Below are 20,977 nucleotides of genomic sequence, written 5' to 3'. Positions count from 1 at the left end.
TCGCGCGCCCGACACGTACGAGGTGGTTCACTACAGACATGTCAACGCCCGCCGGCCCGCTGTCCGATCAGTATCAGCCCGATCCGCGGCGCTGGAAGGCGCTGGCAGTGTGCCTGGTGGTCGGCTTCATGACCCTGCTCGACGTCTCGATCGTCAACGTGGCGCTGCCGTCGATCGAGAAGGGGCTCGGCGCGACGTCGGCCGACCTGTCGTGGGTGGTTTCCGGATACGCCCTGACCTTCGGCCTCGTGCTGGTACCGGCCGGCCGCGTCGGGGACGCTCGGGGTCGCAAGACCACATTCCTCGTCGGATTGACGCTGTTCGTCCTTGCCTCCGCGGCGTGCGGCCTGGCACCGGGGCCGGGAATGCTGGTCATCTCGCGGCTCATCCAGGGCGCCGCCGGCGGCATTCTCAGCCCCCAGGTGTCGGGACTCATCCAGCTCCTGTTCCGGGGCGCCGAGCGCGGCCGGGCGTTCGGGATGTTCGCCGCGACCATCGGCATCTCGACCGCGGTCGGGCCCCTGCTCGGCGGCATCCTCATCCAGATCGGCGGTGAAGAGCACGGCTGGCGATGGGTGTTCTTCGTGAACGTACCGATCGGCATCCTGGCCTTCATCGCGGCAGTCCGACTGATACCCTCCCGGCCGGTCGAGACCAAGCAGCCGTTGCGCGCATCGTCGTTCGACCCCATCGGGGTGGTCCTGCTCGGCGCCGGCGTGGTTGCACTGATGCTGCCGCTCGTCCAGGAACAGCAGTGGGAAGGCAACGGCAAGTGGCTGTTGATGGTCCTCGCCGCGGTGCTCCTGGCGGTCTTCGTGTGGTGGGAGCGGCACCAGGCGCGCCGGGGCCGGCAGCAACTCGTGGACCTGTCGTTGTTCACCCTGCGGTCGTATTCGCTGGGCTGTGTCATCGCGCTCGTGTACTTCGCCGGATTCACCACGGTCTTCTTCATCTACACCCTCTATGTGCAGCAGGGACTGGGCTATTCGGCACTGATGGCGGGTCTCGCCGTGACCCCCTTCGCGCTCGGTTCCGCGGTATCGGCGGCCATCGGCGGGAACATCGTCGGGAAGTTCGGCCGCAAGCTGGTCGTCTTCGGACTGCTGCTCGTTGTCGTCGGCATGGTGACGACCGTGTTCGCAGTCCAATTGGTGCCCGGAGACAACGTGGCCTACGCGGCCGCAGTCCCGTTGCTGGTGGCCGGCATCGGATCGGGGTTGGTGATCTCGCCGAACCTCACCCTGAGTCTCGACGAGATCCCGGTCTCCAAGGCGGGCATCGCGGGTGGCGTTCTGCAGACCGGCCAGCGTATCGGCTCCGCCGCCGGTATTGCCGTGGTGGGAGCAGTGTTCTTCGCACAGGTGGCGAATACACACGGCGACTGGGCGAAAGCGTTCCAGCTCGGGCTCTCGACGGCGGCGCTGCTGGTTCTGGTCGCGCTGATCGTCGGGCTGGCAGATCAGTTCGCGGAGCGACGGAAGGCGACGACGTCCCTGTGATGATGTCGGAAGTAGAAGTGGAAGCCGCAGAAAGCCGGTGAGGAGACACAGGGCTTTGGCAATCGGACCGGAGGGGACTGCACGTTGAGTGATGACGAAGTGACCTTCACGATCGGGCGTGAGGAGCTGATCGTGCGGCAGCGATGGGAGACGATCAGCATCGCGAACGATGTCCTGATCGCGATGTGGTTTGTCGCCGGCAGCATCCTGTTCTTCTGGGAGAGCACGACCTTCGCAGCCACCTGGTGTTTCCTGTTGGGCAGCATCGAGTTCCTGGTACGCCCGGCGATCCGGCTGGCGCGACGTGTCCACATCCGGCGGATTCGGCCGGGTGCGACGGGTTCGGACAGCTCTTTCGATTATTGAGGCGGATGCCGCCGCTCGCGGCGGCGGGCCGCTTCAGCTGAGCAGGCGGCCGCCGAGTTCCGCGATCACCTCGTGCGGCTGCCCGAACAGTTGGGCACTGCCGTGTGCGCGCTTGAAATAGAGCTGGATGTCGTGTTCGGCGGTGATGCCGATACCCCCGTGGAGCTGGATGCCCTCGCCGGTCACGCGTGCGAACGCTTCCGAGCAGTACACATGTGCCGCCGCTGCCAGGTCGTCGGCGGCCGGATCACCGGTGACGATCGCCGCCACGGCAGCCCTGGAGATCGACCGAGCGGTCTCGACCGACGCGTACATGTCCGCCATCCGGTGCTTCAACGCCTGGAACGATCCGATGATCCGACCGAACTGCTTGCGTGACTTCGTGTAGTCGACGGTGAGGTCGAGTGCTGCCGCGGCACCGCCGACCTGTTCGGCGGCCAGCAGGGCCCATGCGTGGGTGCGGAGTCGGCCAGGCAGATCCGAGCCCGACGCGATCGTGCGGGCCGGTGCTTCGTCGAAGTCGATCCGCGAGAGGGGGCGACTGGGATCGACCACGGGTAGGGGGGTGACCGTCACACCGTCGGCGTCGGCATCCACCGCGTGCAGGGTGGTGCCGTCGACGCCACCGGCGAGTACCAGCAGGAGGTCTGCCGACTCGCCGTCGATCACGTAGTCGGCTGTGCCGGAGAGCAATCCGCCGTCGGCCCGCACTCCCGGCCGGTCCCATCCGTCGCGACCCGCCCAACACACCGTCGCGATGCGCTCGCCGGATGCGATGGACGGCAGCAAGGCGGCGGTGACCTCGTCGTCACCGGCGATGAGGATCGCGGCGGTGGCCAGCGCCGTCGCGTAGACAGGCACCGGGCTCAGCGATCGGCCCAGTTCCTCGAGAACGGCCGCCGTCTCGGCGAAGGAGGCGCCCGCGCCACCGGCCTCTTCCGGGATGGGGAGGGCCGCAACACCGATCTCTGCGCACAACGTCTGCCAGAGCCCGCGGTCGATCCGTGGTGTCGCGCGCATCGCCGCTCGGGCGGATGCGGAGTCGGCGCGGCGGGTCACCAGATCGCGGATGGCCTCGGCGAGCGCCTCGCGCTCCTCCGCCGAGACCGCTGCGGGGGCGATCACATCACTGGTCACAACGACTCCAGTACTCGCTGCCGCAGGACCGCGGGAGTTCCCCACGCGGTGAGCAGCGCACGCGTCTTGGTCAGGTAGAGAGACAGGTCGTGCTCGGTGGTGTAGCCGATGGCTCCCAGCACCTGCAGCGCCCGGCGCGAGGCGAGGTGGGCAGCGTCGCCGGCAGCGACCTTGGCCGCGGCGACGTCCCGACGGGTGTCGGTGTCCTCCGGCGCCAGACCGTCGATCCCGAGAGCGGCGGCGTGGACCAGGGGTCGTGCCATCTCGATCGCGATCGCGACGTCGGCGAGGTGGTGCTTGACCGCCTGGAAGGAGCCGATCGGACGACCGAACTGCTTGCGCGCCTGCGCATAGTCGGCGGCGAGGGTGAGCATCGAGCCTGCCATGCCGAGCAGCTGAGCGGCCGCCGCCAAGATGCCGATGTCGATCGCATCGTCGACGGAAACGCCTTCGGCCAGTACCTCGCCCGGGGTCAGCTCGGCGACCATGCGGGTCGGATCGACGGTCGCCACCGGTTCGCCGACGGTGGCCGTGCTGAGCACGCCGTCGCGCACGAGGTAGGCGACGTCGGTGACGGGGGCCATCGGTGCGATCGGTGGGATGGCGCAGGTGGCGATGGACCCTTCGGCCAAGGCGCTCAGACGTTCCCCGGTGATGTTCGCGGCGTGGAACAACACGGGCAGCACCGCGATGGTCTCGATGACCGGTCCGGGGAGGGCGTGGCGTCCGATCTGTTCCATGGCGACGGCCATCTCGATGGCGCCGGCCGACGAGCCGCCCGACGACTCGTCGATCAGCAGGCCGCTGATCCCGGTCTCGGCCAGCGTGGCGAACACCTCGGTAGCCGGTTGCGGATCGCCGTCGGCCCACGCGCGGGCGCGCGACGCGACATCGGCCTTGGTGAGCAGGGCGTCGACCGTGGAGCCCAGGTCGTCGTGCACATCGGAGAGGAGGAATTCCATGGTGTCACCTGTCCCCACGCGGGAGGCCGAGCAGCCGTTCCGCGATGACGTTGCGCTGGATCTCGTTGGTACCGGCGTAAATCGGACCGGACAGCGAGAAGAGGTAGCCGTCCATCCAGGCGTCGTCGAGTTCGGCGTCGACACCCTGGAGGTCGAGGGCGGTCTCGTGCGTGGCGATGTCCCACTGCGACCAGAACACCTTGTTGATCGACGATTCCATACCCAGCTGGCCGCCTGCGGCGAGACGGCTGACCGTCTGGTACGTCGAGAGCTCGTAGGCCCGGGCGCCGATCCACGCATCGGCAACGCGGGCATCGACATTCGCCGTCGACGGCACCGAGTCGCGATTGCGCTTCCACAGGTCCACCAGACGATCGGTGGCCGCCAGGAAGCGGCCGGGGGAGCGTAGCGAGAGACCGCGTTCGTTGGCCGCGGTGCTCATGGCCACGCGCCAGCCGTTGTCGATCTCACCGATGACGCCGGAGTCGCCGGGGTCGGCCGGGTCGTCGGGGACGAAGACATCGGAGAGGAAGAGTTCGGCAAAGCCGGGCTCGCCGTCGAGCTGCGCGATCGGCCGTACCGTGACGCCCGGACTGCGCAGGTCGAACATGAAGTACGTGAGTCCCTTGTGGCGCTGGGCCGCTTTGTCGGTGCGGAACAGGCCGAACGCCCAGTCGGCGAAGCTCGATCGCGAACTCCAGGTCTTCTGCCCGTTGAGCAGCCACCCGCCGTCGGTACGGGTCGCCGTCGACCGTAGCGAGGCGAGGTCGCTGCCCGCCTCGGGTTCGCTCCACGCCTGACCCCAGATGTCGTCGGCACGCGCCATGCGCGGCAGGATGCGGGCGAGCTGATCGGGGTTGGCATGTTCGAACAATGTGGGGGCGAGCAGGAAGATGCCGTTCTGGCTGACCCGGCCGGGCGCGCCCGAGCGGTAGTACTCCTCCTCGAAGATCACCCAGTGCAGCAGGGGGACGTCGCGGCCCCCGTATTCCTCGGGCCAGCTGACCACCGACATCCGGTCGGCGGCCATCGTTCGTTCCCATTCCCGGTGCGCCTCGAAGCCCTCTGCGGTGTCCATCGACGGGAGTGGTTCGGCGGGAACATGTTCGGCCAGCCACGACCGCACCTCCGTGCGGAATTCCTCGGCGTCGTCGTCGAAGTACAGATCCATGTCAGCTCCCCGACCCGTTGGATGCCGACGCCCCACTCGCCTTCATCGACTTGGCATCCATGCCGCCGAGCGAATCGCCGCCCGACTCGGAGTTGGCCGCATGCGCGAAGTGATGCCACCCGAACACCGAGTCCATCGAGTTGCGCAGGCCCATCTGGTCCTCGCAGATGTTGACGGCCTTCTTGCTCAGGAAGAGTCCCTGCATCGGCATCGCGACCATCTTCTCGGCGATCGCGTCGACCTTGGCGGACAGTTCATCCCGGGGCACGACGTGGTTGACCATGCCCCACTCGGCAGCTTGTGTGGCGGTGAACCGTTCGCCGGTGAACAGGATCTCCTTCGCGCGGCGAGTACCCAGCGCGTAGGCATGCGCGAAGTACTCAACGCCCGGGATGCCCATGCGGGCAACGGGATCGGAGAAGAATGCATCGTCGGAGGCCACGATGAAGTCGCAGATCCACGCGAGCATCAGACCGCCCGCGATGCAGGCACCGTGGACCTGGGCGATGACCGGCTTGGGCATCTCACGCCAACGGCGGCACATGCCCATGTAGACCTCCATCTCGCGGGCGAGACGCTGATCTGCCCCCGACTTGTCGGTGTGGTCCCAGTGCAGGGTGGCGACGTTGTCGTAGAAGGTGTCGAAGTCGCGTTCCGGGGTACCGATGTCGTGACCGGCCGAGAAGTGCTTGCCGTTCGCGCGGAGCACCACGACCTTTACCGCCGCGTCGTCGACGGCCTTGCGGAACGCCGCATCCAGTGAATACGTCATCACGGAGTTCTGGGCGTTGCGGTAATCGGGCCGGTTCAGCGTCACGTAGGCGACAGCGCCTTCGGGGCCGCCGACCTCGTAGGCGACGGGTGTCGAATCCGGCCCGAGGTCGTCGGGGCCGAGTGCGGGCGGGATGACGGCATCACTCATGCCCCGAGCGTAACCTAGCAAGTGCTTGGTTGGTAGTCGGGTGTTGCTCGCTCCGGGCGGCGTGATCGGGGACTCGGTCAGCCCACGCGCATGGTCCCGCTACAGGAGGTGCTCGGTATCGCCCACAACGCGTTGCGATTCACGGCGCTGAACGTGACCCGAACCGTTCCGGGTCCGGTGTCGAGCCGGAACGTGGGTCCGCCGACGAACAATCTGATCTGCGCGGTGTCGAATGCGACGCCCTTCTTGCCGGTCGAGAGGTTGTGCCACTCGAGTCGTCCGGCCGATTGGTATCCGCCGGTCGGTGTCCAGAAGCTGGAGACGTCGCGGACGGCAGCGGTGACGCGACCGCGCCCGTTGGGACTCACGAACAGTCGCGCAGTGCTGAACGGCTGGTCGACGATGTTCGGACTCACTCCCCAGCACCGGTCGAGCGGCACGACCGTCTCTGCGGACGCGGTGGTGGGCGCCACGGCGCCGAGTCCGATCGCGGCGGCGGCGGCGAGGAGGGCGATGGTGAGGCGACGACGACGCGTGGAGCCTGGGGTTTCGTGGGTCGAGGGGCGAGGGAGCTGTGACATGTCGGGGACCGTAGCCGATGTGGCGACCTGCCCGACATGGGGTATTTGCGAGTTATGGGAACTGTGATGGTGTTGTGACTGGTGTGTCGGACGAATGGGGGACGTGCGCTTTCGTACCGTCGGGTGGTGCCTACCGCAACTGTTCGGAGATCCGGTCGGCGGCCGCTCGCGTAGCCTCGGCGATGGCCGTCAGCTCGGCCGCCGGCATCGTCGTGTTGGGGCAGGCGACGATCGAGGCCACCACCCCCCGGTTCGCATCCCTGATCGGAGCGCCGATCGTGACCGCGGCGACGTCTCCGGTCAGCTCGTCGGGGAGGTAGTCGATCACCGACAGTTCGGTCAGCAGGTCGCCGACCTTGGCGCGCAGGCCGTCCGACATCGTGTCGAGCGAGCTCAGCGCATCGACCATCGCGACGTGATCGTCGGTCATCCGCTCGATCGAGTAACCGCGCTCGGCGATGACGTCGAGGACCACTCGCAGCCGTGTGCGTGTCGGCTCCGGAGCCTGGGCGATCCAGTCGGCCCGGGCCTCCGCCGACTCCCATGCGACGAACTCCCGGCAGATCGGCGGGCGCAGCCGGATGCGCTGACCATGGCGGAACCACGGCGATGCGTCGCCGCCGTCGGTGAGGTGATCGGGTACCGCGTGTTCGGCCACGGTGATCGAATCGCGGGCGGTACGTCGGGCGACGAAGCAGGGGATCGACAATCGGTCGCTCAGTGCCCGCGCGGCAGTAGCCGCCCATCGACTCAGGTGATCCGCGTTGTCCGCAGACCGGGCGAGCGCGACGAATCCCGGACCGATCCCGTAGGTGTTCGACGCGGGGCCTCTGAACAGCCAACCGCGTTCGACCAGTTCGCCGACGATCGCGTGGGCGGTGGCGCGCGACAACCCGATCTGGCGGACAATCTCGGCAAGCGTCATCGATTGCCTGGCCGGATCGGCGAGGAGTTCGATGATGCTGATGACGCGGGCGGTGGGAGGTGAAGCGCCGGCGCGCGACGGTTGACTCGCGCCAGACGACTCACCTACGGTTTGTGTCACATACTCAATACTGAGTGTCGAATATCCGACATGTCAAGGAGTTGGTCAGTGTCGAGCACGGCAGACGCGACAGGTCATCGCGTGCACCACGGGTACGAATTGACCCACCTGGATGCGCTCGAGGCCGAGTCGGTCCACATCATCCGGGAGGTGGCCGCCACCTTCGAGCGGCCGGTACTGCTGTTCTCCGGAGGCAAGGACTCGGTGGTGATGTTTCACCTGGCGCGCAAGGCGTTCTGGCCGGCCCCGGTGCCGTTCCCGCTGATGCATGTCGACACCGGACACAATTTCGACGAGGTCATCGACTTCCGTGACCGGGTCGTCGAGCAGACCGGTGTGCGACTGGTGGTCAGCTCCGTCCAGGACGACATCGATGCGGGACGGGTCGTCGAGGACACCGGTCCGGGCACGAGCCGCAACCGGCTGCAGACCACCGCACTCCTTCGTGGCATCACCGAGAACCGGTTCGACGCGGTGTTCGGCGGTGCCCGGCGGGACGAGGAGAAGGCCAGGGCCAAGGAGCGGGTGTTCAGTTTCCGTGACGAGTTCGGCGCCTGGGACCCGCGCGCCCAGCGCCCGGAACTCTGGCACCTGTACAACGGCAGGCATCACAAGGGCGAACACATCCGGGTGTTCCCACTGAGCAACTGGACCGAACTCGACATCTGGCAGTACATCGGTGCGGAGCACATGGAACTCCCGCCGATCTACTACGCGCACCAACGTGAGGTGATCCCGCGCGACGGCATGCTGCTCGCCAAGACCCGTTTCCTGCAGCAGTACCCGGGGGAGGAGGCGAGGACCGAGATGGTCCGTTTCCGTACCGTCGGCGACGCCACGTGCACGGGCTGCGTCCTCAGCGGGGCCGACACCATCGAGAAGGTGGTCGAGGAGATCGAGATCACCCGGGTCACCGAACGGGGTGCCACCCGCGCCGACGACCGCATCTCCGAAGCGGGTATGGAGGATCGGAAGAAGGAGGGGTACTTCTGATGCCCAAAGAACTGCTTCGCCTGGCGACGGCCGGATCGGTCGACGACGGCAAGTCGACCCTCATCGGCAGACTGCTCTTCGATTCGAAGAGCATCTTCACCGACCAACTCGAATCCATCGAGCGCACGAGTGCCGAGCGTGGCGACGAGTATGCGAACCTCGCGCTCCTCACCGACGGTCTGCGGGCCGAACGCGAACAAGGCATCACGATCGACGTCGCCTACCGGTACTTCACGACCCCGAGGCGCAAGTTCATCATCGCCGACACTCCGGGACACGTGCAGTACACGCGCAACATGGTCACCGGCGCCTCGACCTCCGACCTGGCGATGATTCTCATCGATGCCCGGAAAGGGGTGCTGGAACAGACCCGACGGCACGCGTTCCTCTCGTCGCTCCTGGGTATTCCGCACCTGACGATCTGTGTGAACAAGATGGACCTCGTCGACTGGTCGCAGGAACGGTTCGACGAGATCTGTGACGATTTCATCGCCTTTGCCGCCAAGCTCAACGTCATCGACCTGACCTTCATCCCGATGTCTGCGTTGCAGGGCGACAACGTGGTCGAGCAGTCGGTGAACATGCCGTGGTACGAGGGCCGCCCTCTCCTGAATCACCTCGAGAACGTCTACATCGCCTCGGACCGCAACCTGATCGACGCGCGGATGCCGGTGCAGTACGTCATCCGGCCCCAGCGCAGCGACGGTGCCGACCACCGCGCCTACGCCGGGACGGTGGCCGGCGGCGTGTTCTCGCGAGGAGATGAGATCGTCGTCCTGCCCGGGGGATTCAGCACGACCATCACCGAGATCTGGGGGCCCGGCGGCACCAAGGTGGACGAGGCGTTCGCGACGATGGCGGTGTCGATCGAACTCGCCGACGAGATCGACATCGTGCGTGGCGACATGCTGGCGCGTCCGAACAACCGTCCGTACGTCGGCCGCGACCTCGACGCGATGGTGTGCTGGTTCGCCGACGACACCGAACTGCGTCCGGGCAACCGGTATCAGATGATGTGCGGCACGCGGCTGACCCGCGCGCAGGTGAGCGGACTGAACTATCGCCTCGACGTCAACACGCTGCACCGTGACGAGGAGGCGACCAGCCTCGGGCTCAACGAGATCGCGCGGATCACCGTGCACACGCAGCAGCCGGTGATGTTCGACGCCTACCGCAAGAACCGGGAGACCGGCAGCTTCATCCTCATCGACGAGGGGAGCAACAAGACGGTGGCGGCGGGCATGATCACCGCGCCGGTCAGCAAGGACAGCCACGTGGTGTGGCAGACCACCAAGGTGTCGCGTGAACAGCGGACCCATCAGGGCGCCACCATCTGGCTCACCGGACTGTCCGGTTCCGGCAAGTCGTCGCTGGCCGTCGAACTCGAACGCCGACTGGTGGCCGAGAGCCGCCCCGCGTACCTGATGGACGGCGACAACCTCCGGCACGGCCTCAACGTCGACCTCGGCTTCTCCGACGACGACCGTCGGGAGAACATCCGCCGAACCAGTGAGGTCGCTGCCCTGTTCGCCGACGCGGGGGCGATCGCGATCGTCTCGCTGATCAGTCCGTTCGCCGAGGAGAGGCAACGGGCGCGCGAGATCCATGCGCAACGGCGACTGCCGTTCTTCGAGATCTTCGTGGATACACCGCTCGACGTGTGTGAAGAACGTGACCCGAAGGGCCTGTACGCCAAGGCGCGCCGCGGCGAGATCAGCCAGTTCACCGGGATCGACTCACCCTACGAACGTCCCGGCCATGCCGACGTGGTGGTGACACCATCGGATGGTTCGCCGGTCGACGTGGCCGAATCGATCATCCGAAACCTGGGACTGTAGGAGAGCGACTTGTCCACCGATCGTGTGCTCGCCGGTGATCTGGCCACCGCCGCAGGAGAACTGCTCCTCGAGATCCGTGCCACCAGCGGGCTCGCCGGAAAGGAACTCGGCAAGGCAGGCGATCTCCGGTCCGACGAGTTCATCCTGGCTCGGCTGGCGGCCGAGCGGCGCGATGACGCGGTGCTCTCCGAGGAATCCGCCGACGACAAGCAGAGGTTGACCGCCGCCCGGGTCTGGATCGTCGATCCGGTCGACGGCACAAGGGAATACGGCACCGAAGGTTGCGCCGACTGGGCGGTCCACGTGGCGTTGTGGTCGGCGACCGACGGACTCATCGCAGGTGCGGTGGCACTCCCGGCTCTTGGCGTCACCTACCTCGACGACACCGAACCGGTGGCCCCGACCGACGGGCTCGCGGCCGTGCCCGCGGGGGATCGGCCACGTGTGGTGGTCAGCGCTTCTCGCCCGCCCGTCTTCTCCCAGGCGGTCGCCGATGCCATCGGCGGAGAGGTGCTGGCGATGGGCTCTGCCGGCGCCAAGGCCATGGCGGTTGTCCGGGGCGAGGCCGTCGCCTACGTGCACGCAGGTGGCCAATACGAGTGGGACTCGGCGGCACCCGTTGCGGTGGCCCAGGCAAAAGGCTTGTGGTGTGGCCGGATCGACGGTTCGGAACTCGTCTACAACCGCGACGACACCTATTTGCCCGACCTGGTGATCTGCCGACCGGAACTCAGGGACGCGATCATCGGGATCACCTCCGCGGACGCCTGAGCCCTCACCTCTGGGAGTCGACGAGAACCTGCGCGAGCAGGGTCAGTCGTGGGTGATCACGGCAGGTCGACCTTGGATGCGAGCCATCGGTCACCGACCTTGTCCATCGTCATCACCACACGGCTGCGGTCGATCCGTGGCTCGGGAGTGGACGCGTTGCGTACCGTCTGGTCGATGAACAGGAGCACCACCACCTTGTCGGTGGTCGCCGACTGGATGCCCGATGCGATGACCTTTCCCTGCGCGTCGGCCTTGTTGTCGACGAGCAACTGACGCAACTGCGCGCTCGACTTCGCGTACATGTCCTTGAATCCGCCGGTGGCGCCGCCGAGAACGGTCGCGAAGTCCTTGTCGACGCTGTCGGCGCTGACGCTGGTCAGGGAGACCGCGTATTGCTCGGCGACCGACTTCGCGGCCGTGGCAGCGTTGTCGACGTCGCGAGCCTGCTTCCACTCCATGCCGAACCAACCGGCAAGTGCCACACCGACGATGGCCACCAAAGTGACGACGACGGTGAAGATTCGCCGGGTTCGGCGGCCGGTGAGGGCGGCCCGGACCCGCGCTCGACGGGTCGGGGCGGCGGCGGATTCTTCCTCGTGATCGGAGGTGGCTGCCTCGTCGTCGGCGGTGACCTCCGGCGGATCGGAGCTCACCTGCGCCGGTTCCGTCGCGTCGGTGTCGTCGTCGGAGAGCGGTGTGATCGCGGGATCGCTCGGCGACTCAGCGGATTTCTCGCGCCGCACCGACGGCGCCGCGCCGGCCAACCGCTTGGCCGTGGATCGCGCCGACGGCGGACGCACGGACGAGGACTTGTTCGGTGCCTTGGTCGTCGTGGAGTTCACGATTGTCCTTTCGATCGATCTTCCGGTGGTCATGGTTGGGACGGTAGTGCGGGTCCGGCGAAGGGCAGCGGAATCGATTGCGGTCCGGTCGGTGAGGGACTCGAGCGGGCGTCGGGCGCCGCTCCGGGTGGCGGACCCGCGGTGTCGTCGCCCGGCGGCCGGGGTGCATTCCGGGCACCCCTGATCTGCACCGACGGGTCGGGGTTGTTGCAGTACGTATACAGATAAGGTTCTGGATGATCGGGTTGTGACGGTGGCAGGCGCGGCAGCCCGTAATCACAGGTGTTGCGCGGATAGATGTTCACCGCGGCCCAGATGCCGCCGTCTCGCATGGTGGTGCTCAGTGCGCCGAGGGTCGATCCGTCCCGATCCTGGGGGAAGAAGAATTCGTTGAGAGCGGGTATGTGCACGTAGGCCATCTGTGTCACGGTTGCCAGATTGCCCAGCAGTTGCACCATCGTGGGCGCGTTGTCGGCGATGATGGCGTCGGTGGCCCGCAGCGCTGCCGGGGTGCGGTTCAGCAGCGTACGGTAGCCGTTCTGCTTGCGCGCCGCACCGGCCATCAGATGGCTGAGATCTTTGGACGTCTCGGTGAGGGCCGGCGCGCCCTGGCCGAGGGTGGTGAGCACCGTGCGACTGCTCTTCAACAGACTCACCGTCTGCGGCAGAACGGAATCGAGGGTGGAGATCAGGTACGTCCCGCCGTCGATGATGTCGGCCAGCCGCTCCGAACCCTGTGGCGAGACCCCGAGTTCATGCGTGATGGTGTGCAACTTCTCCGGATCGACCTGATCGAGGGTGCCGCTGAGGTCGTCGAGGACGTTCGCGAGCGGGACCGGGGTGGTGGTCTGGTCCGCCGAGATCACCGTTCCGTCGCTGAGGAACGGGCCGGACGACGTGGCGGGCCGGAAGTCGAGATACTGTTCGCCCGCCAGCGACAGGCCGGCCACCCGGACCTCGCCCCGCACCGGGATCTGGACGCTCGGGTCGATCTCGGCCTGTGCGACGACACCGTCCCGGGTGAGGTCCACCTGACGCACGCGGCCGACCGGCACGCCGCGGAGTGTGACGTTCTGGCCGGCGAGAAGGCCACCGGATTCCTTGAGCTGCACGCGGACCACGATCGGGGAGCTGGCGGGCGAGCTGTGGAAGACGCCGAACACGAGATACCCGATGCCCAGGATGAGCACGACGAACAACCCGATGGCGGACAGCCCGAGTCGATGTCGGCGCCCCCGTCGGGTGGCCGACACGATGCCGCGTGCCGGGACTTCGAGGAAGCCGGTACGGAAGGCCGAGGCGCCGGGCGCCGCGAACGAGCGGTCATCGGTTGTCGACGTCATCGCGGCGGCTCCAACTTCTTGCGCAGCTTCTCCAAGGTGTACGTGATGGTCCCGACGAAGTTGCCGACGTCGGTGACGTCGGGTAGTCGGGCCCCCGGATCGGCCTTGTGCCGGGGGTCCGCCAGCGCGCCGATGGACAGGTCCTGAAGGTCCGCATTGACGTGAGCAGCAGTGGAATTGGTGATCTTCATGACCGGCGCGAGCAACGAGTTCATCTTGGTCAGGTCCGCCTGGGGGTCCGTCGCGGCGTCGTTGAGCCCCTTCGACAGGGTGTTGAGGTTGGCCATCAGGTTCTGTGTCTTGCCGGTGGCGATCGACGGATAGCGCGACAGCTGAGTGCTGATCTGTCCGATCTGATCGACCAGGGTCAGGATCTGATCCGAGTTCGACGAGATGACGTCGAGCGCAGGTCCGGCGGCGGCGAGTGAATCGTTGACCGTCTTCTGCTGTGCCGACACGGTGGAGACCAGAGCGTCGGTCTGGCGCAGCGCATTGCGGATGTCGCCCGATCGTGCGGACAGCGCGGAGATCAACCGGGTGGAATGTGCGATGAGGTCCGACAACTTGTCACCACGATTGCCCACGGTTCGCCCCAGGCCGTTGACGATCTTCGTCAGGTCGCGGAGGACGCCCCCGTTGACCAACAGCGCCGACGTGGAGAGGATCTCCTCGACCGTCGTCGCAGCGCCGGTGTCCTTCAACGAGATCGTGTCCCCGTCACCGAGGTCGGCGGTGTCGGTCGTGAGCGACTTCGGCGGCTGCAGGGCGACGAAGACGTCACCGAGCGGAGTGGCCGAGCGCAGTTCGGCTCGGGTGCCGCGCGGCAGCTTCACCTCGTCCGCGACGTGCATGGTCACCACGGCGACGTAGTCACGCACGGACATGCTCTGCACCGAACCGACGTCTGCGCCGTTGAGTTTGACCTTTGCCTCCTCGGGGAGGTTCAGTGCGTTCGCGAACTCGGCGCGCAGCGTATAGGTCGCGCCGGATTCGGTTCCCTTCTTGGGCAGAGGCAGGTCCGCGAGGCCGACGCCGCACCCGGCGAGCGTGCACATGCAGAGGGCCGCCACCATCAGCCGGACGATCGTCGAATACCTCATTGCGGCTTCCCCGCCATCGCCTCGAGCATTCCGTCCATGCCGAAGTCCGGCCCGAAGTCGCGCAACGTGCCTGTCGCACAACCGAGTTCGCGCATCCCGAGTACGTTGCAGACCTCCTTGACGAGTCGTCCGTCGAAGAACACCTTCTCGAGCTGGGCATGGACCCGGGCGACTCCGGCCTTCTTATCGATCGTGTTGTACGCGTTGTCCATCACCAGCGGCGCGACGTCGAGGAACTCCGACAACGATCTCCGGTAGTCCGCGAGCGCCCGCGTGACCGTGGTGGCGCCCGAGACCGTGTCCGCGACATCCTTGCGACGCTGCTGCATGAGATCGGTCGCCTCACCGAGAACCGCATTGATCTTGGCGCCGGTGGTGCCCCACCCGATGTTCTGGTCCGCGAACAGATCCGACATCTGCTGGACCGACGATCCGAACTCCCGGATGGTGGCATCGTTTCGGGCCGCGGTCGCCGAGAGCGACGACATGTCATCGACGATGTCGGTGATCGCGTTGCGCGTCTGCTCACCGTGATCGGAGCCCATCGCGAGCGCACGAGACAGCGAGCCCAGCGCCGAACGGATGTCCGGCCCGTTCCCCGACGTCATCGCCGCACTCACGTTCAGCAGGTCGGCGACCGGCCCGCCACCGCGATTGTCGCCCTGTAGTTGGACCGACAGTTTGTCGGCCATGGCCAGCATCCGGTCAACCTCGACCGGGGTCCTGGTCTGGTTCAGCCCCAGGTGGGCATTGTCCTGCAGTTGGGGGCCGCCCTGATATGCGGGGGTGAGTTCCACATGCCGGTCGGTCAGCACGGACGTGGAGACCGTCACCGCGGACGCGTCGGCGGGAACCGGTGTGTCCGTGCTGATGTCCATCGCCACATCGACGAATCCGGCGTGCGGGGTGATCTTGGTGACCTTGCCGACAGGCATCCCGAGTACCGAGACCGCGTTGCCCTCGTAGAGCCCGGAGGCGTTGTCGAACTGCGCGACGACGGAGATCGTGTGGTCGTCGTCGGTGCACGACCGTGCGACACCGACGACCAGCAGCACCGCCACGGCCAGCAGTGCCACCTTGATGATTCGACCCCGGGTCATCGGCAGTCCTTGAAGTAGGGCGGGAGGTTGGCGAGGTTTGCCTGCTTGGAGATCGCGCACATCCACGAATCGATCAGCGGGCCCGTCAGCGAGGTGAAGTCTGTCTCGTTGCCGGTCCCGGTGACGTTCGCGAAATTCCGGACCGGGACAGGCAGGATCTGGAGCGTGTTGCGCAGCAGATTGTCGTTGCGCCGCAGGCTGTCCAGCAGGCCGTCGAGATTGGTGACCAATTTGTCGAGACCCGACCGATCGGCGACGACGACCTGGCGGAGCTGATTCGCCAGCACCGTTGTCGAGTCGAGGAGCCGATCAATCATCACCTGTCGGGTCAGCAACGCACGCAACAGATCACGCCCCTGCGTCATCAGCTGGCCGAGACCGGACTCTTGCCGCCGGACCACGGCGGTCAGCTTCTGCGTACTGGTCAGCAGGGAACCGATCTGCCCGCGTCGGTCGGCGATGATGGTCGACAGGCTCTGGATATTGGTGAGGGCCTGTGGGACCAGCTCGGGTGTGCCGTCGAGCTGGCGGGACAACGTGGTCATCGACGTCCCGATCTTCTCGGCATCGACCTGTTCGAAAGTCGTTGTGGCGTTTTGCATGACCTGTTGCAGGTCGTAGGGGACAGCCGTGTGCGACAAGGGGATGAGATCGTCGGGGAGCGATCCGGAGCCGGCGGGTGACAGCTCGATGTATCGGGAGCCGAGTAGCGTGGTCAGCTTGATCGATGCTCGTGTGTCCGATCCCAGGGGGACATCGTCGCCCACCTCCATCGTCACGGTGACGAAGGTGTGGTCGAGCCGGGTGTCCTTGACCGTGCCCACCGGAACGCCGGCGACACTGATCGAATCGCCGGGCGTGAGACCGGCGGCCTGAGCGAACTGAGCGCGAACCGAATGCTTGCCGATTCCGGCCTGGCCGACCTTGATCAGCCCGAGGGCGACCACCACGATGGCCACCAGCGCGACGGCGCCGATGATGACCTTGTTCCAGTTCTCGATGGGCTGTGACAACGATTTGCGGATACGCGCGGTGAAGGATCTCATCGTCTCACCTGCAGATCGGGGATTGTGTGGCTTTGCCACCCGGCGTCGCGTGGGCGACGATGGACGGGATCACCGTGCTCAACGCGGGTACCAGGGTCACATTGAAATTGCACAGGTAGGTGTCGATGTACGCGCCCGCCTGGGTGACCCGTGCCAGGCCTTTCAGCAGCGGTGGGAGATTGAAACCGAGGTAGGCGAACTCGTCCTTGTTGGCGAGGAAGTGGCCGATGAATCCGGGTTGCCGGGAGAGCATTTGCTGCACCTCCGGTAGCGCGCCACGGGCGAGCGTGGATGCGCGATCGGCGACCTGCGCGGTCTTGTCGAGCGAGCCGATGAATGAATCACGTTGTGCGGACATCTGTTCGAAGATCCTGCGGGAGCTGACCAGGACGGTGTCGATGTTGCTGCGCTGGGCCGCGAACGTCCCGACCACGCGGGACAGGTTGGAGATGACGTCGCCGAGCACCTGATCGGGTCCGGCGACCGATTCGGCGAGGGACGACGTCTCGGCGACCAGGGTGGTGATCGATGACGAATCGCCTTGCAGGGCACGGATCAACGCGTTGGTGACATTGTCGACCTGTTTCGGATCCAGGACGCTGAACAACGGCTCGAATCCGTTCAGCAATGCGGAGATGTCAAAGGACGGCTCGGTGTGTGCGAGGGGGATCTCGCTGCCGTTCAGCGGCGTGGGGTTGGGAAAGTCTCCGCGAGACAGGCCGACGTACCGTTGTCCGACGATGTTCTGGTAGACGATCGAGGCCTTGGTGCTCCCGTCGACGACCTGATCGGAGTCGACTCGAAACGAGACGCGTGCCGCGGTTCCGTCGAGACCGACCGAGTCGACCCGGCCGACGCGAATCCCGGCCATGCGGACGTCGTCGCCGGCTTTGAGTCCCGTGATGTCGGTGAACACCGCGCTGTAGTTCTTCGTGTCCTCGGAGACGTCGCGTTGAAGGGTGACGTAGACCGTGGATGTCAGTGCCAGCGAGACGAGGAGGAAGAGAATCAATCCGATGAGGGGCTTCCGGACACTCATGACGAACCCTTCTGGTCGTCGGGGGACACCGTGACGGACGCGCCGCGGGCGACGGGGCCGAGAATGAGAGTGTTGGCGCTGTTGGGGCCCCCACCGACGAGGTTGCCGAGGGTCGCCTGTTCATCGGCGCTGCCGACCGAACCGACGTTGCCGCCCATGCCGGCCGTCTGGTATCCGGCGGTGACTCCCTTGCGTGCGTTGCCTTTCAGGACCGGGGGCGACACGCTGGTCGGGGCAGTGAAGCAGCTGGGGCCCTTCAGATTTCCGTATCGGGGGCAGTCCGCGCGGGTGTAGAGCTTGTGGGGGGTGACCTGGAACAGGAACTTTCCCCGTCCGTTGGCCAGGCCGGCCGGCCAGAAATCTGAAAACCATCTGTCTGCGATGACGCCGATGTTTCTGTCAATGGCGGTGAAGCCGGAGCTGCCGGCCGCCACCACCGACACGACCGGGGCTGCCTGGGTGGTGATGCGGATGATCTGGGCGGTGTTGCGCTCGAGTGCCGTGTTGACCCGTGCGGTGGTGGAGATTCCGGAGCCGAGCAGGTCGGAGAGCGCGCCGGATTCGCGGGCCACCGTCTGCATGGGTCCGACCGAACTGTGCAACGCGTCGAGGAGATCGGGTGCGGACTTCCGCAGGCCGGTGACCGCCGAACTGAGCGACTTCAGGGTGGACGGCCCCCCGTCCGGCTGGACAACGCGGTCGAGCTCGCCGACGATACGGTCGAGTTGTGCACCGGCCCGGGAGATGTCGGAGCCACGCCGATCGGTGGCGGTGGCCACCGCGGCGAGCATGCCGACCGTGCGGTCGCTGCCGGCACGTGCGGTTGCGGAGACGATGGCGCGCAGCTTGGACAACGCCGTCTGGAACTGCACCGTCGAGGCGTTGGTGTCCTGGGAGATCACGTCACCCGACGCGATCGCCGGCGCGGAGCCGTTGTCGATCAGCTGCACCGACGACACCGCGAAGACATTGCTGGGTACCACGCGAGCGGTCACGGTGCGAGGTATCTGTGGCGCACGGTCGGGGGCGATCGAGATGTCGACCGTGTTGTCGGGGCCCGCGATCGCTGGTGTCACCCCGGTGACCGTGCCGACGATGACACCTCGGTACTTGACGTCGGAGTTCACCGGGAGGCCGTCGCCGACGTCGGCGAGCTGGGCGGTCACCGGTACCTTCGGGGTGAAGGTGCCACCGGACTTGAGCGCGATCGCAGCGAGAACGGCGATGATCACGGCGATGGCGATGATGCCACTGATGAGCAGCTGCCGGTTCGACAGCCCGTGCGGCCCCGCGTCGTAGATGCTCGGTGAGTTCATCCGCTCAACCTTGCTCCGCTTCCGACTCCCCAGAATGCCACGGTGAGAAGGAGATTGGCGACGATCATCACCGAGATGCTGGCCCGCATGGCACGTCCGGACGCGGTGCCCACACCCTGGGGGCCGCCGTGGGCATAGAAGCCGTAGTAGCACTGGATGGTGGTGGTGATGATCACGAAGATCACCGCCTTGATCAACGAGTACATGATGTCGGTGGGGTTGAGGACCAGCTCGAAGTAGTGCTGATATGTACCGCCCGACAAGCCGCCGCTCAGTCCGACGACGAGCTGGACGGAGACGTAGTTGACCGCGAGGCAGACCAGGTAGAGCGGGATGACGGCGATGATGGAGGCGAATAGGCGCGTCGAGACGAGGTAGGGAATCGGCCGGATCGCCAAAGCCTCGAGCGCATCGATCTCCTCGGAGATGCGCATGGCGCCGAGTTGAGCGGTGAATCGACAGCCCGCCTGTGCGGCAAAGGCCAAGGACGCCATGATCGGTGCGAGTTCACGTGTGGTGGCGGTGGAGGCGACCATGCCGGTTGCCGGTTCCATGCCGAGCAGATGCAGCGCGTTGTAGCCCTCGATGCCCACGATCGCGCCGGCGGCGCCGCCGAGGACGATGATCACGCCCGCGGTTCCACCGCCGACCACGATGGAGCCGTTGCCCCAGGTGACGTCGGAGAGAATGCGCAGGCATTCCTTGCGGTAGTGGCGCAGGGCGATCGGGATGGAGATGAGTGCGCGGGCCAGGAACGCGGCGAGGTGCCCGATGCGGAGGATGGCGCTCCCGGCCGCGTCGGTCGCGCGGACGAGAGGGCGGAGTCCGCTCGGATAGTACGTCGCCGCCATCAGAACCCCGTCCTCGGGAAGAGTAGAACGTACATCTGGGTGAAGCCGACATTGACCAGCATCAGCAGGATGATGGAGGCGACCACCGTGGCGTTGACCGAGTTGGCGACGCCTGCCGGACCGCCACGGGTGGTCAGTCCCTTCTGGCAGGCCACGATCGCCACGATCGCGCCGAACACAATGGATTTCACGATCGTCAGATAGAAATCGGAGAGCGTCGCGAACGAGGCGAAGGTGGTGACGAACGTGCCCGGCGTCCCGTTCTGGACGAACGTGTTGAACAGATAGCCGGAGAGGAAGCCGACGAAGCAGACGACTCCGGTCAATGCGGTACTGACCAGGATCGCCGCCGCCAATCGCGGGACGACCAGTCTCCGGATCACCGAGAGACCCATCACCTCCATGGCGTCGATCTCGTCGCGGATCTTTCGGGAACCGAGGTCGGCGCAGACGGCGGAGCCCGCCGCCGAGGCCATCAGGAGTGCCGAGACCATCGGTGCGCCCTGCCGGATCACGGCGAGACCACTGGCCGCACCTGCAAGTGACGTCGCGCCGACCTGACCGGCCAGCAGTGCGAACTGGATGGACAGGGTCATGCCGATGGGAATGGCGACGAAGATCGTCGGCAGCGCCGAGGCCGAGGCCATGAAGGTCGCCTGCCGGATGAACTCCTTGACCGGGAAGCGGAGCGTCAGCAGATCGACGATGAGGTGCTGGACCGCGCGGATGCCCAGGACAAACTGGCCGCCAACGGTTTCCAGCGATGCCCGCGGGTGACGGCGCACATAACCGGTCATCCACGAGGTGATCTCGTCGGTCGCCTTGGGCGTCTCGGGCGCCGGCGGTGACGTCGGTGGCCGAGACGAGTCGCCGCCGCCGGTGGTGATCGGCTCCGTCGGCGCATCAACGTCGGCAGGGGCGGCGTGCGTCGTGATGTCGCTGTTGACGGTGGACACCGTTTCCCCCCTCTCTGGCCCGGTCGATCCTCGGCATGCAGAGGCGAGACCACCGGCGGCGATGGTCAGGGGCGCGCACCCCGGGCTGAGGGTGCGCAC

General features: G+C 66.4%; 20 protein-coding genes. 5 read left to right on the top strand and 15 right to left on the bottom strand.

Translation table 11 applies throughout. The annotated features are described in order from the left end of the window. The first annotated feature begins 38 nt into the window (after window positions 1-38). A complete protein-coding gene (locus ACPXCG_RS04475; protein ID WP_425789468.1) occupies window positions 39-1,499 on the top strand; it encodes an MFS transporter in 1,461 nt (486 codons plus the stop codon). An 84-nt stretch (window positions 1,500-1,583) separates the two neighbouring features. Beyond that, window positions 1,584-1,865 (top strand): YrhK family protein, encoded by a 282-nt coding sequence (locus tag ACPXCG_RS04470; protein ID WP_425789466.1) that lies wholly within the window; start codon window positions 1,584-1,586, stop codon window positions 1,863-1,865. 33 nt (window positions 1,866-1,898) lie between these two features. Here ACPXCG_RS04470 and ACPXCG_RS04465 read toward each other — a convergent pair whose 3' ends face one another. The 6 genes from ACPXCG_RS04465 to ACPXCG_RS04440 form a co-directional block, all read right to left on the bottom strand. Then, a complete protein-coding gene (locus tag ACPXCG_RS04465) occupies window positions 1,899-3,002 on the bottom strand; it encodes an acyl-CoA dehydrogenase family protein (RefSeq protein WP_425789464.1) in 1,104 nt (367 codons plus the stop codon). Continuing rightward, window positions 2,999-3,964 carry an acyl-CoA dehydrogenase family protein gene (locus ACPXCG_RS04460; protein ID WP_425789462.1) on the bottom strand — a complete coding sequence of 322 codons (966 nt, stop codon included), beginning with the start codon at window positions 3,962-3,964 and terminating at the stop codon, window positions 2,999-3,001. The genes ACPXCG_RS04465 and ACPXCG_RS04460 overlap by 4 nt, the downstream gene beginning before the upstream one ends. Window positions 3,965-3,968: 4 nt before the next feature. Continuing rightward, entirely contained in the window at window positions 3,969-5,135 is a 1,167-nt protein-coding gene (locus ACPXCG_RS04455; RefSeq protein WP_425789460.1) for an acyl-CoA dehydrogenase family protein, read from the bottom strand. Window position 5,136: 1 nt separating this feature from the next. After that, window positions 5,137-6,057, bottom strand: a complete 921-nt coding sequence (locus ACPXCG_RS04450) for an enoyl-CoA hydratase (protein ID WP_425789458.1) — start codon at window positions 6,055-6,057, stop codon at window positions 5,137-5,139. A 77-nt stretch (window positions 6,058-6,134) separates the two neighbouring features. Next, window positions 6,135-6,638, bottom strand: coding sequence for a hypothetical protein (locus ACPXCG_RS04445; protein ID WP_425789456.1), 504 nt, complete (start codon window positions 6,636-6,638; stop codon window positions 6,135-6,137). Between the two features lie 130 nt (window positions 6,639-6,768). After that, the gene (locus tag ACPXCG_RS04440; RefSeq protein ID WP_425789454.1) at window positions 6,769-7,683 is read right to left on the bottom strand and encodes a helix-turn-helix domain-containing protein; all 915 of its coding nucleotides are present in this window, start codon (window positions 7,681-7,683) and stop codon (window positions 6,769-6,771) included. A 48-nt stretch (window positions 7,684-7,731) separates the two neighbouring features. On the opposite strand from ACPXCG_RS04440, the gene cysD reads away from it, so the two are divergent. From cysD to ACPXCG_RS04425, 3 genes are read left to right on the top strand one after another with little or no spacing between them, the layout of a single operon-like run. Continuing rightward, window positions 7,732-8,676, top strand: a complete 945-nt coding sequence (gene cysD, locus ACPXCG_RS04435) for a sulfate adenylyltransferase subunit CysD (RefSeq protein WP_425789452.1) — start codon at window positions 7,732-7,734, stop codon at window positions 8,674-8,676. Next, entirely contained in the window at window positions 8,676-10,514 is a 1,839-nt protein-coding gene (gene cysC / locus ACPXCG_RS04430; protein ID WP_425789450.1) for an adenylyl-sulfate kinase, read from the top strand. The genes cysD and cysC overlap by 1 nt, the downstream gene beginning before the upstream one ends. A gap of 9 nt (window positions 10,515-10,523) precedes the next feature. After that, window positions 10,524-11,285: a 3'(2'),5'-bisphosphate nucleotidase CysQ gene (locus ACPXCG_RS04425; protein WP_425789448.1), complete on the top strand. Its 762-nt coding sequence runs from the start codon at window positions 10,524-10,526 to the stop codon at window positions 11,283-11,285. A gap of 56 nt (window positions 11,286-11,341) precedes the next feature. Here ACPXCG_RS04425 and ACPXCG_RS04420 read toward each other — a convergent pair whose 3' ends face one another. From ACPXCG_RS04420 to ACPXCG_RS04380, 9 genes are read right to left on the bottom strand one after another with little or no spacing between them, the layout of a single operon-like run. After that, window positions 11,342-12,160 carry a hypothetical protein gene (locus tag ACPXCG_RS04420; protein WP_425789446.1) on the bottom strand — a complete coding sequence of 273 codons (819 nt, stop codon included), beginning with the start codon at window positions 12,158-12,160 and terminating at the stop codon, window positions 11,342-11,344. After that, entirely contained in the window at window positions 12,157-13,470 is a 1,314-nt protein-coding gene (locus tag ACPXCG_RS04415) for an MCE family protein (protein ID WP_425789444.1), read from the bottom strand. The genes ACPXCG_RS04420 and ACPXCG_RS04415 overlap by 4 nt, the downstream gene beginning before the upstream one ends. Continuing rightward, complete coding sequence (locus tag ACPXCG_RS04410; protein ID WP_425789442.1) at window positions 13,467-14,570, bottom strand: MlaD family protein; 1,104 nt, start codon at window positions 14,568-14,570, stop codon at window positions 13,467-13,469. The genes ACPXCG_RS04415 and ACPXCG_RS04410 overlap by 4 nt, the downstream gene beginning before the upstream one ends. Continuing rightward, on the bottom strand, window positions 14,567-15,670 hold the full coding sequence (locus ACPXCG_RS04405) for an MCE family protein (protein ID WP_425789440.1): 1,104 nt from the start codon (window positions 15,668-15,670) through the stop codon (window positions 14,567-14,569). The genes ACPXCG_RS04410 and ACPXCG_RS04405 overlap by 4 nt, the downstream gene beginning before the upstream one ends. After that, a complete protein-coding gene (locus ACPXCG_RS04400; RefSeq protein WP_425789438.1) occupies window positions 15,667-16,716 on the bottom strand; it encodes an MCE family protein in 1,050 nt (349 codons plus the stop codon). The genes ACPXCG_RS04405 and ACPXCG_RS04400 overlap by 4 nt, the downstream gene beginning before the upstream one ends. A gap of 4 nt (window positions 16,717-16,720) precedes the next feature. After that, window positions 16,721-17,755, bottom strand: coding sequence for an MlaD family protein (locus tag ACPXCG_RS04395; RefSeq protein ID WP_425789436.1), 1,035 nt, complete (start codon window positions 17,753-17,755; stop codon window positions 16,721-16,723). After that, window positions 17,752-19,071, bottom strand: a complete 1,320-nt coding sequence (locus tag ACPXCG_RS04390; RefSeq protein WP_425789434.1) for an MlaD family protein — start codon at window positions 19,069-19,071, stop codon at window positions 17,752-17,754. Before ACPXCG_RS04390 ends, ACPXCG_RS04395 begins: the two co-directional genes overlap by 4 nt. Then, complete coding sequence (locus ACPXCG_RS04385; RefSeq protein ID WP_425789432.1) at window positions 19,068-19,922, bottom strand: ABC transporter permease; 855 nt, start codon at window positions 19,920-19,922, stop codon at window positions 19,068-19,070. The genes ACPXCG_RS04390 and ACPXCG_RS04385 overlap by 4 nt, the downstream gene beginning before the upstream one ends. Continuing rightward, window positions 19,922-20,719, bottom strand: coding sequence for an MlaE family ABC transporter permease (locus tag ACPXCG_RS04380; RefSeq protein ID WP_425790493.1), 798 nt, complete (start codon window positions 20,717-20,719; stop codon window positions 19,922-19,924). The genes ACPXCG_RS04385 and ACPXCG_RS04380 overlap by 1 nt, the downstream gene beginning before the upstream one ends. Window positions 20,720-20,977: the final 258 nt, after the last annotated feature.

Origin of the sequence: Gordonia sp. DT218 (assembly GCF_049847105.1) — a bacterium.
GTDB lineage: Bacteria > Actinomycetota > Actinomycetes > Mycobacteriales > Mycobacteriaceae > Gordonia.
The sequence above is the reverse complement of the archived record's forward strand: the minus strand, read 5'-3'. Positions and strand labels throughout refer to the sequence as shown.

Bases quoted from the DNA above. Each gene is read 5' to 3' on its own strand.
- ACPXCG_RS04475 (WP_425789468.1), top strand. From the start codon at position 39: ATGTCAACGCCCGCCGGCCCGCTGTCCGATCAGTATCAGCCCGATCCG.
- ACPXCG_RS04460 (WP_425789462.1), bottom strand. From the start codon at position 3,964: ATGGAATTCCTCCTCTCCGATGTGCACGACGACCTGGGCTCCACGGTC.
- ACPXCG_RS04455 (WP_425789460.1), bottom strand. From the start codon at position 5,135: ATGGATCTGTACTTCGACGACGACGCCGAGGAATTCCGCACGGAGGTG.
- ACPXCG_RS04450 (WP_425789458.1), bottom strand. From the start codon at position 6,057: ATGAGTGATGCCGTCATCCCGCCCGCACTCGGCCCCGACGACCTCGGG.
- ACPXCG_RS04445 (WP_425789456.1), bottom strand. From the start codon at position 6,638: ATGTCACAGCTCCCTCGCCCCTCGACCCACGAAACCCCAGGCTCCACG.
- cysC (WP_425789450.1), top strand. From the start codon at position 8,676: ATGCCCAAAGAACTGCTTCGCCTGGCGACGGCCGGATCGGTCGACGAC.
- ACPXCG_RS04420 (WP_425789446.1), bottom strand. From the start codon at position 12,160: ATGACCACCGGAAGATCGATCGAAAGGACAATCGTGAACTCCACGACG.
- ACPXCG_RS04415 (WP_425789444.1), bottom strand. From the start codon at position 13,470: ATGACGTCGACAACCGATGACCGCTCGTTCGCGGCGCCCGGCGCCTCG.
- ACPXCG_RS04410 (WP_425789442.1), bottom strand. From the start codon at position 14,570: ATGAGGTATTCGACGATCGTCCGGCTGATGGTGGCGGCCCTCTGCATG.
- ACPXCG_RS04405 (WP_425789440.1), bottom strand. From the start codon at position 15,670: ATGACCCGGGGTCGAATCATCAAGGTGGCACTGCTGGCCGTGGCGGTG.
- ACPXCG_RS04400 (WP_425789438.1), bottom strand. From the start codon at position 16,716: ATGAGATCCTTCACCGCGCGTATCCGCAAATCGTTGTCACAGCCCATC.
- ACPXCG_RS04395 (WP_425789436.1), bottom strand. From the start codon at position 17,755: ATGAGTGTCCGGAAGCCCCTCATCGGATTGATTCTCTTCCTCCTCGTC.
- ACPXCG_RS04390 (WP_425789434.1), bottom strand. From the start codon at position 19,071: ATGAACTCACCGAGCATCTACGACGCGGGGCCGCACGGGCTGTCGAAC.
- ACPXCG_RS04385 (WP_425789432.1), bottom strand. From the start codon at position 19,922: ATGGCGGCGACGTACTATCCGAGCGGACTCCGCCCTCTCGTCCGCGCG.
- ACPXCG_RS04380 (WP_425790493.1), bottom strand. From the start codon at position 20,719: ATGACCGGTTATGTGCGCCGTCACCCGCGGGCATCGCTGGAAACCGTT.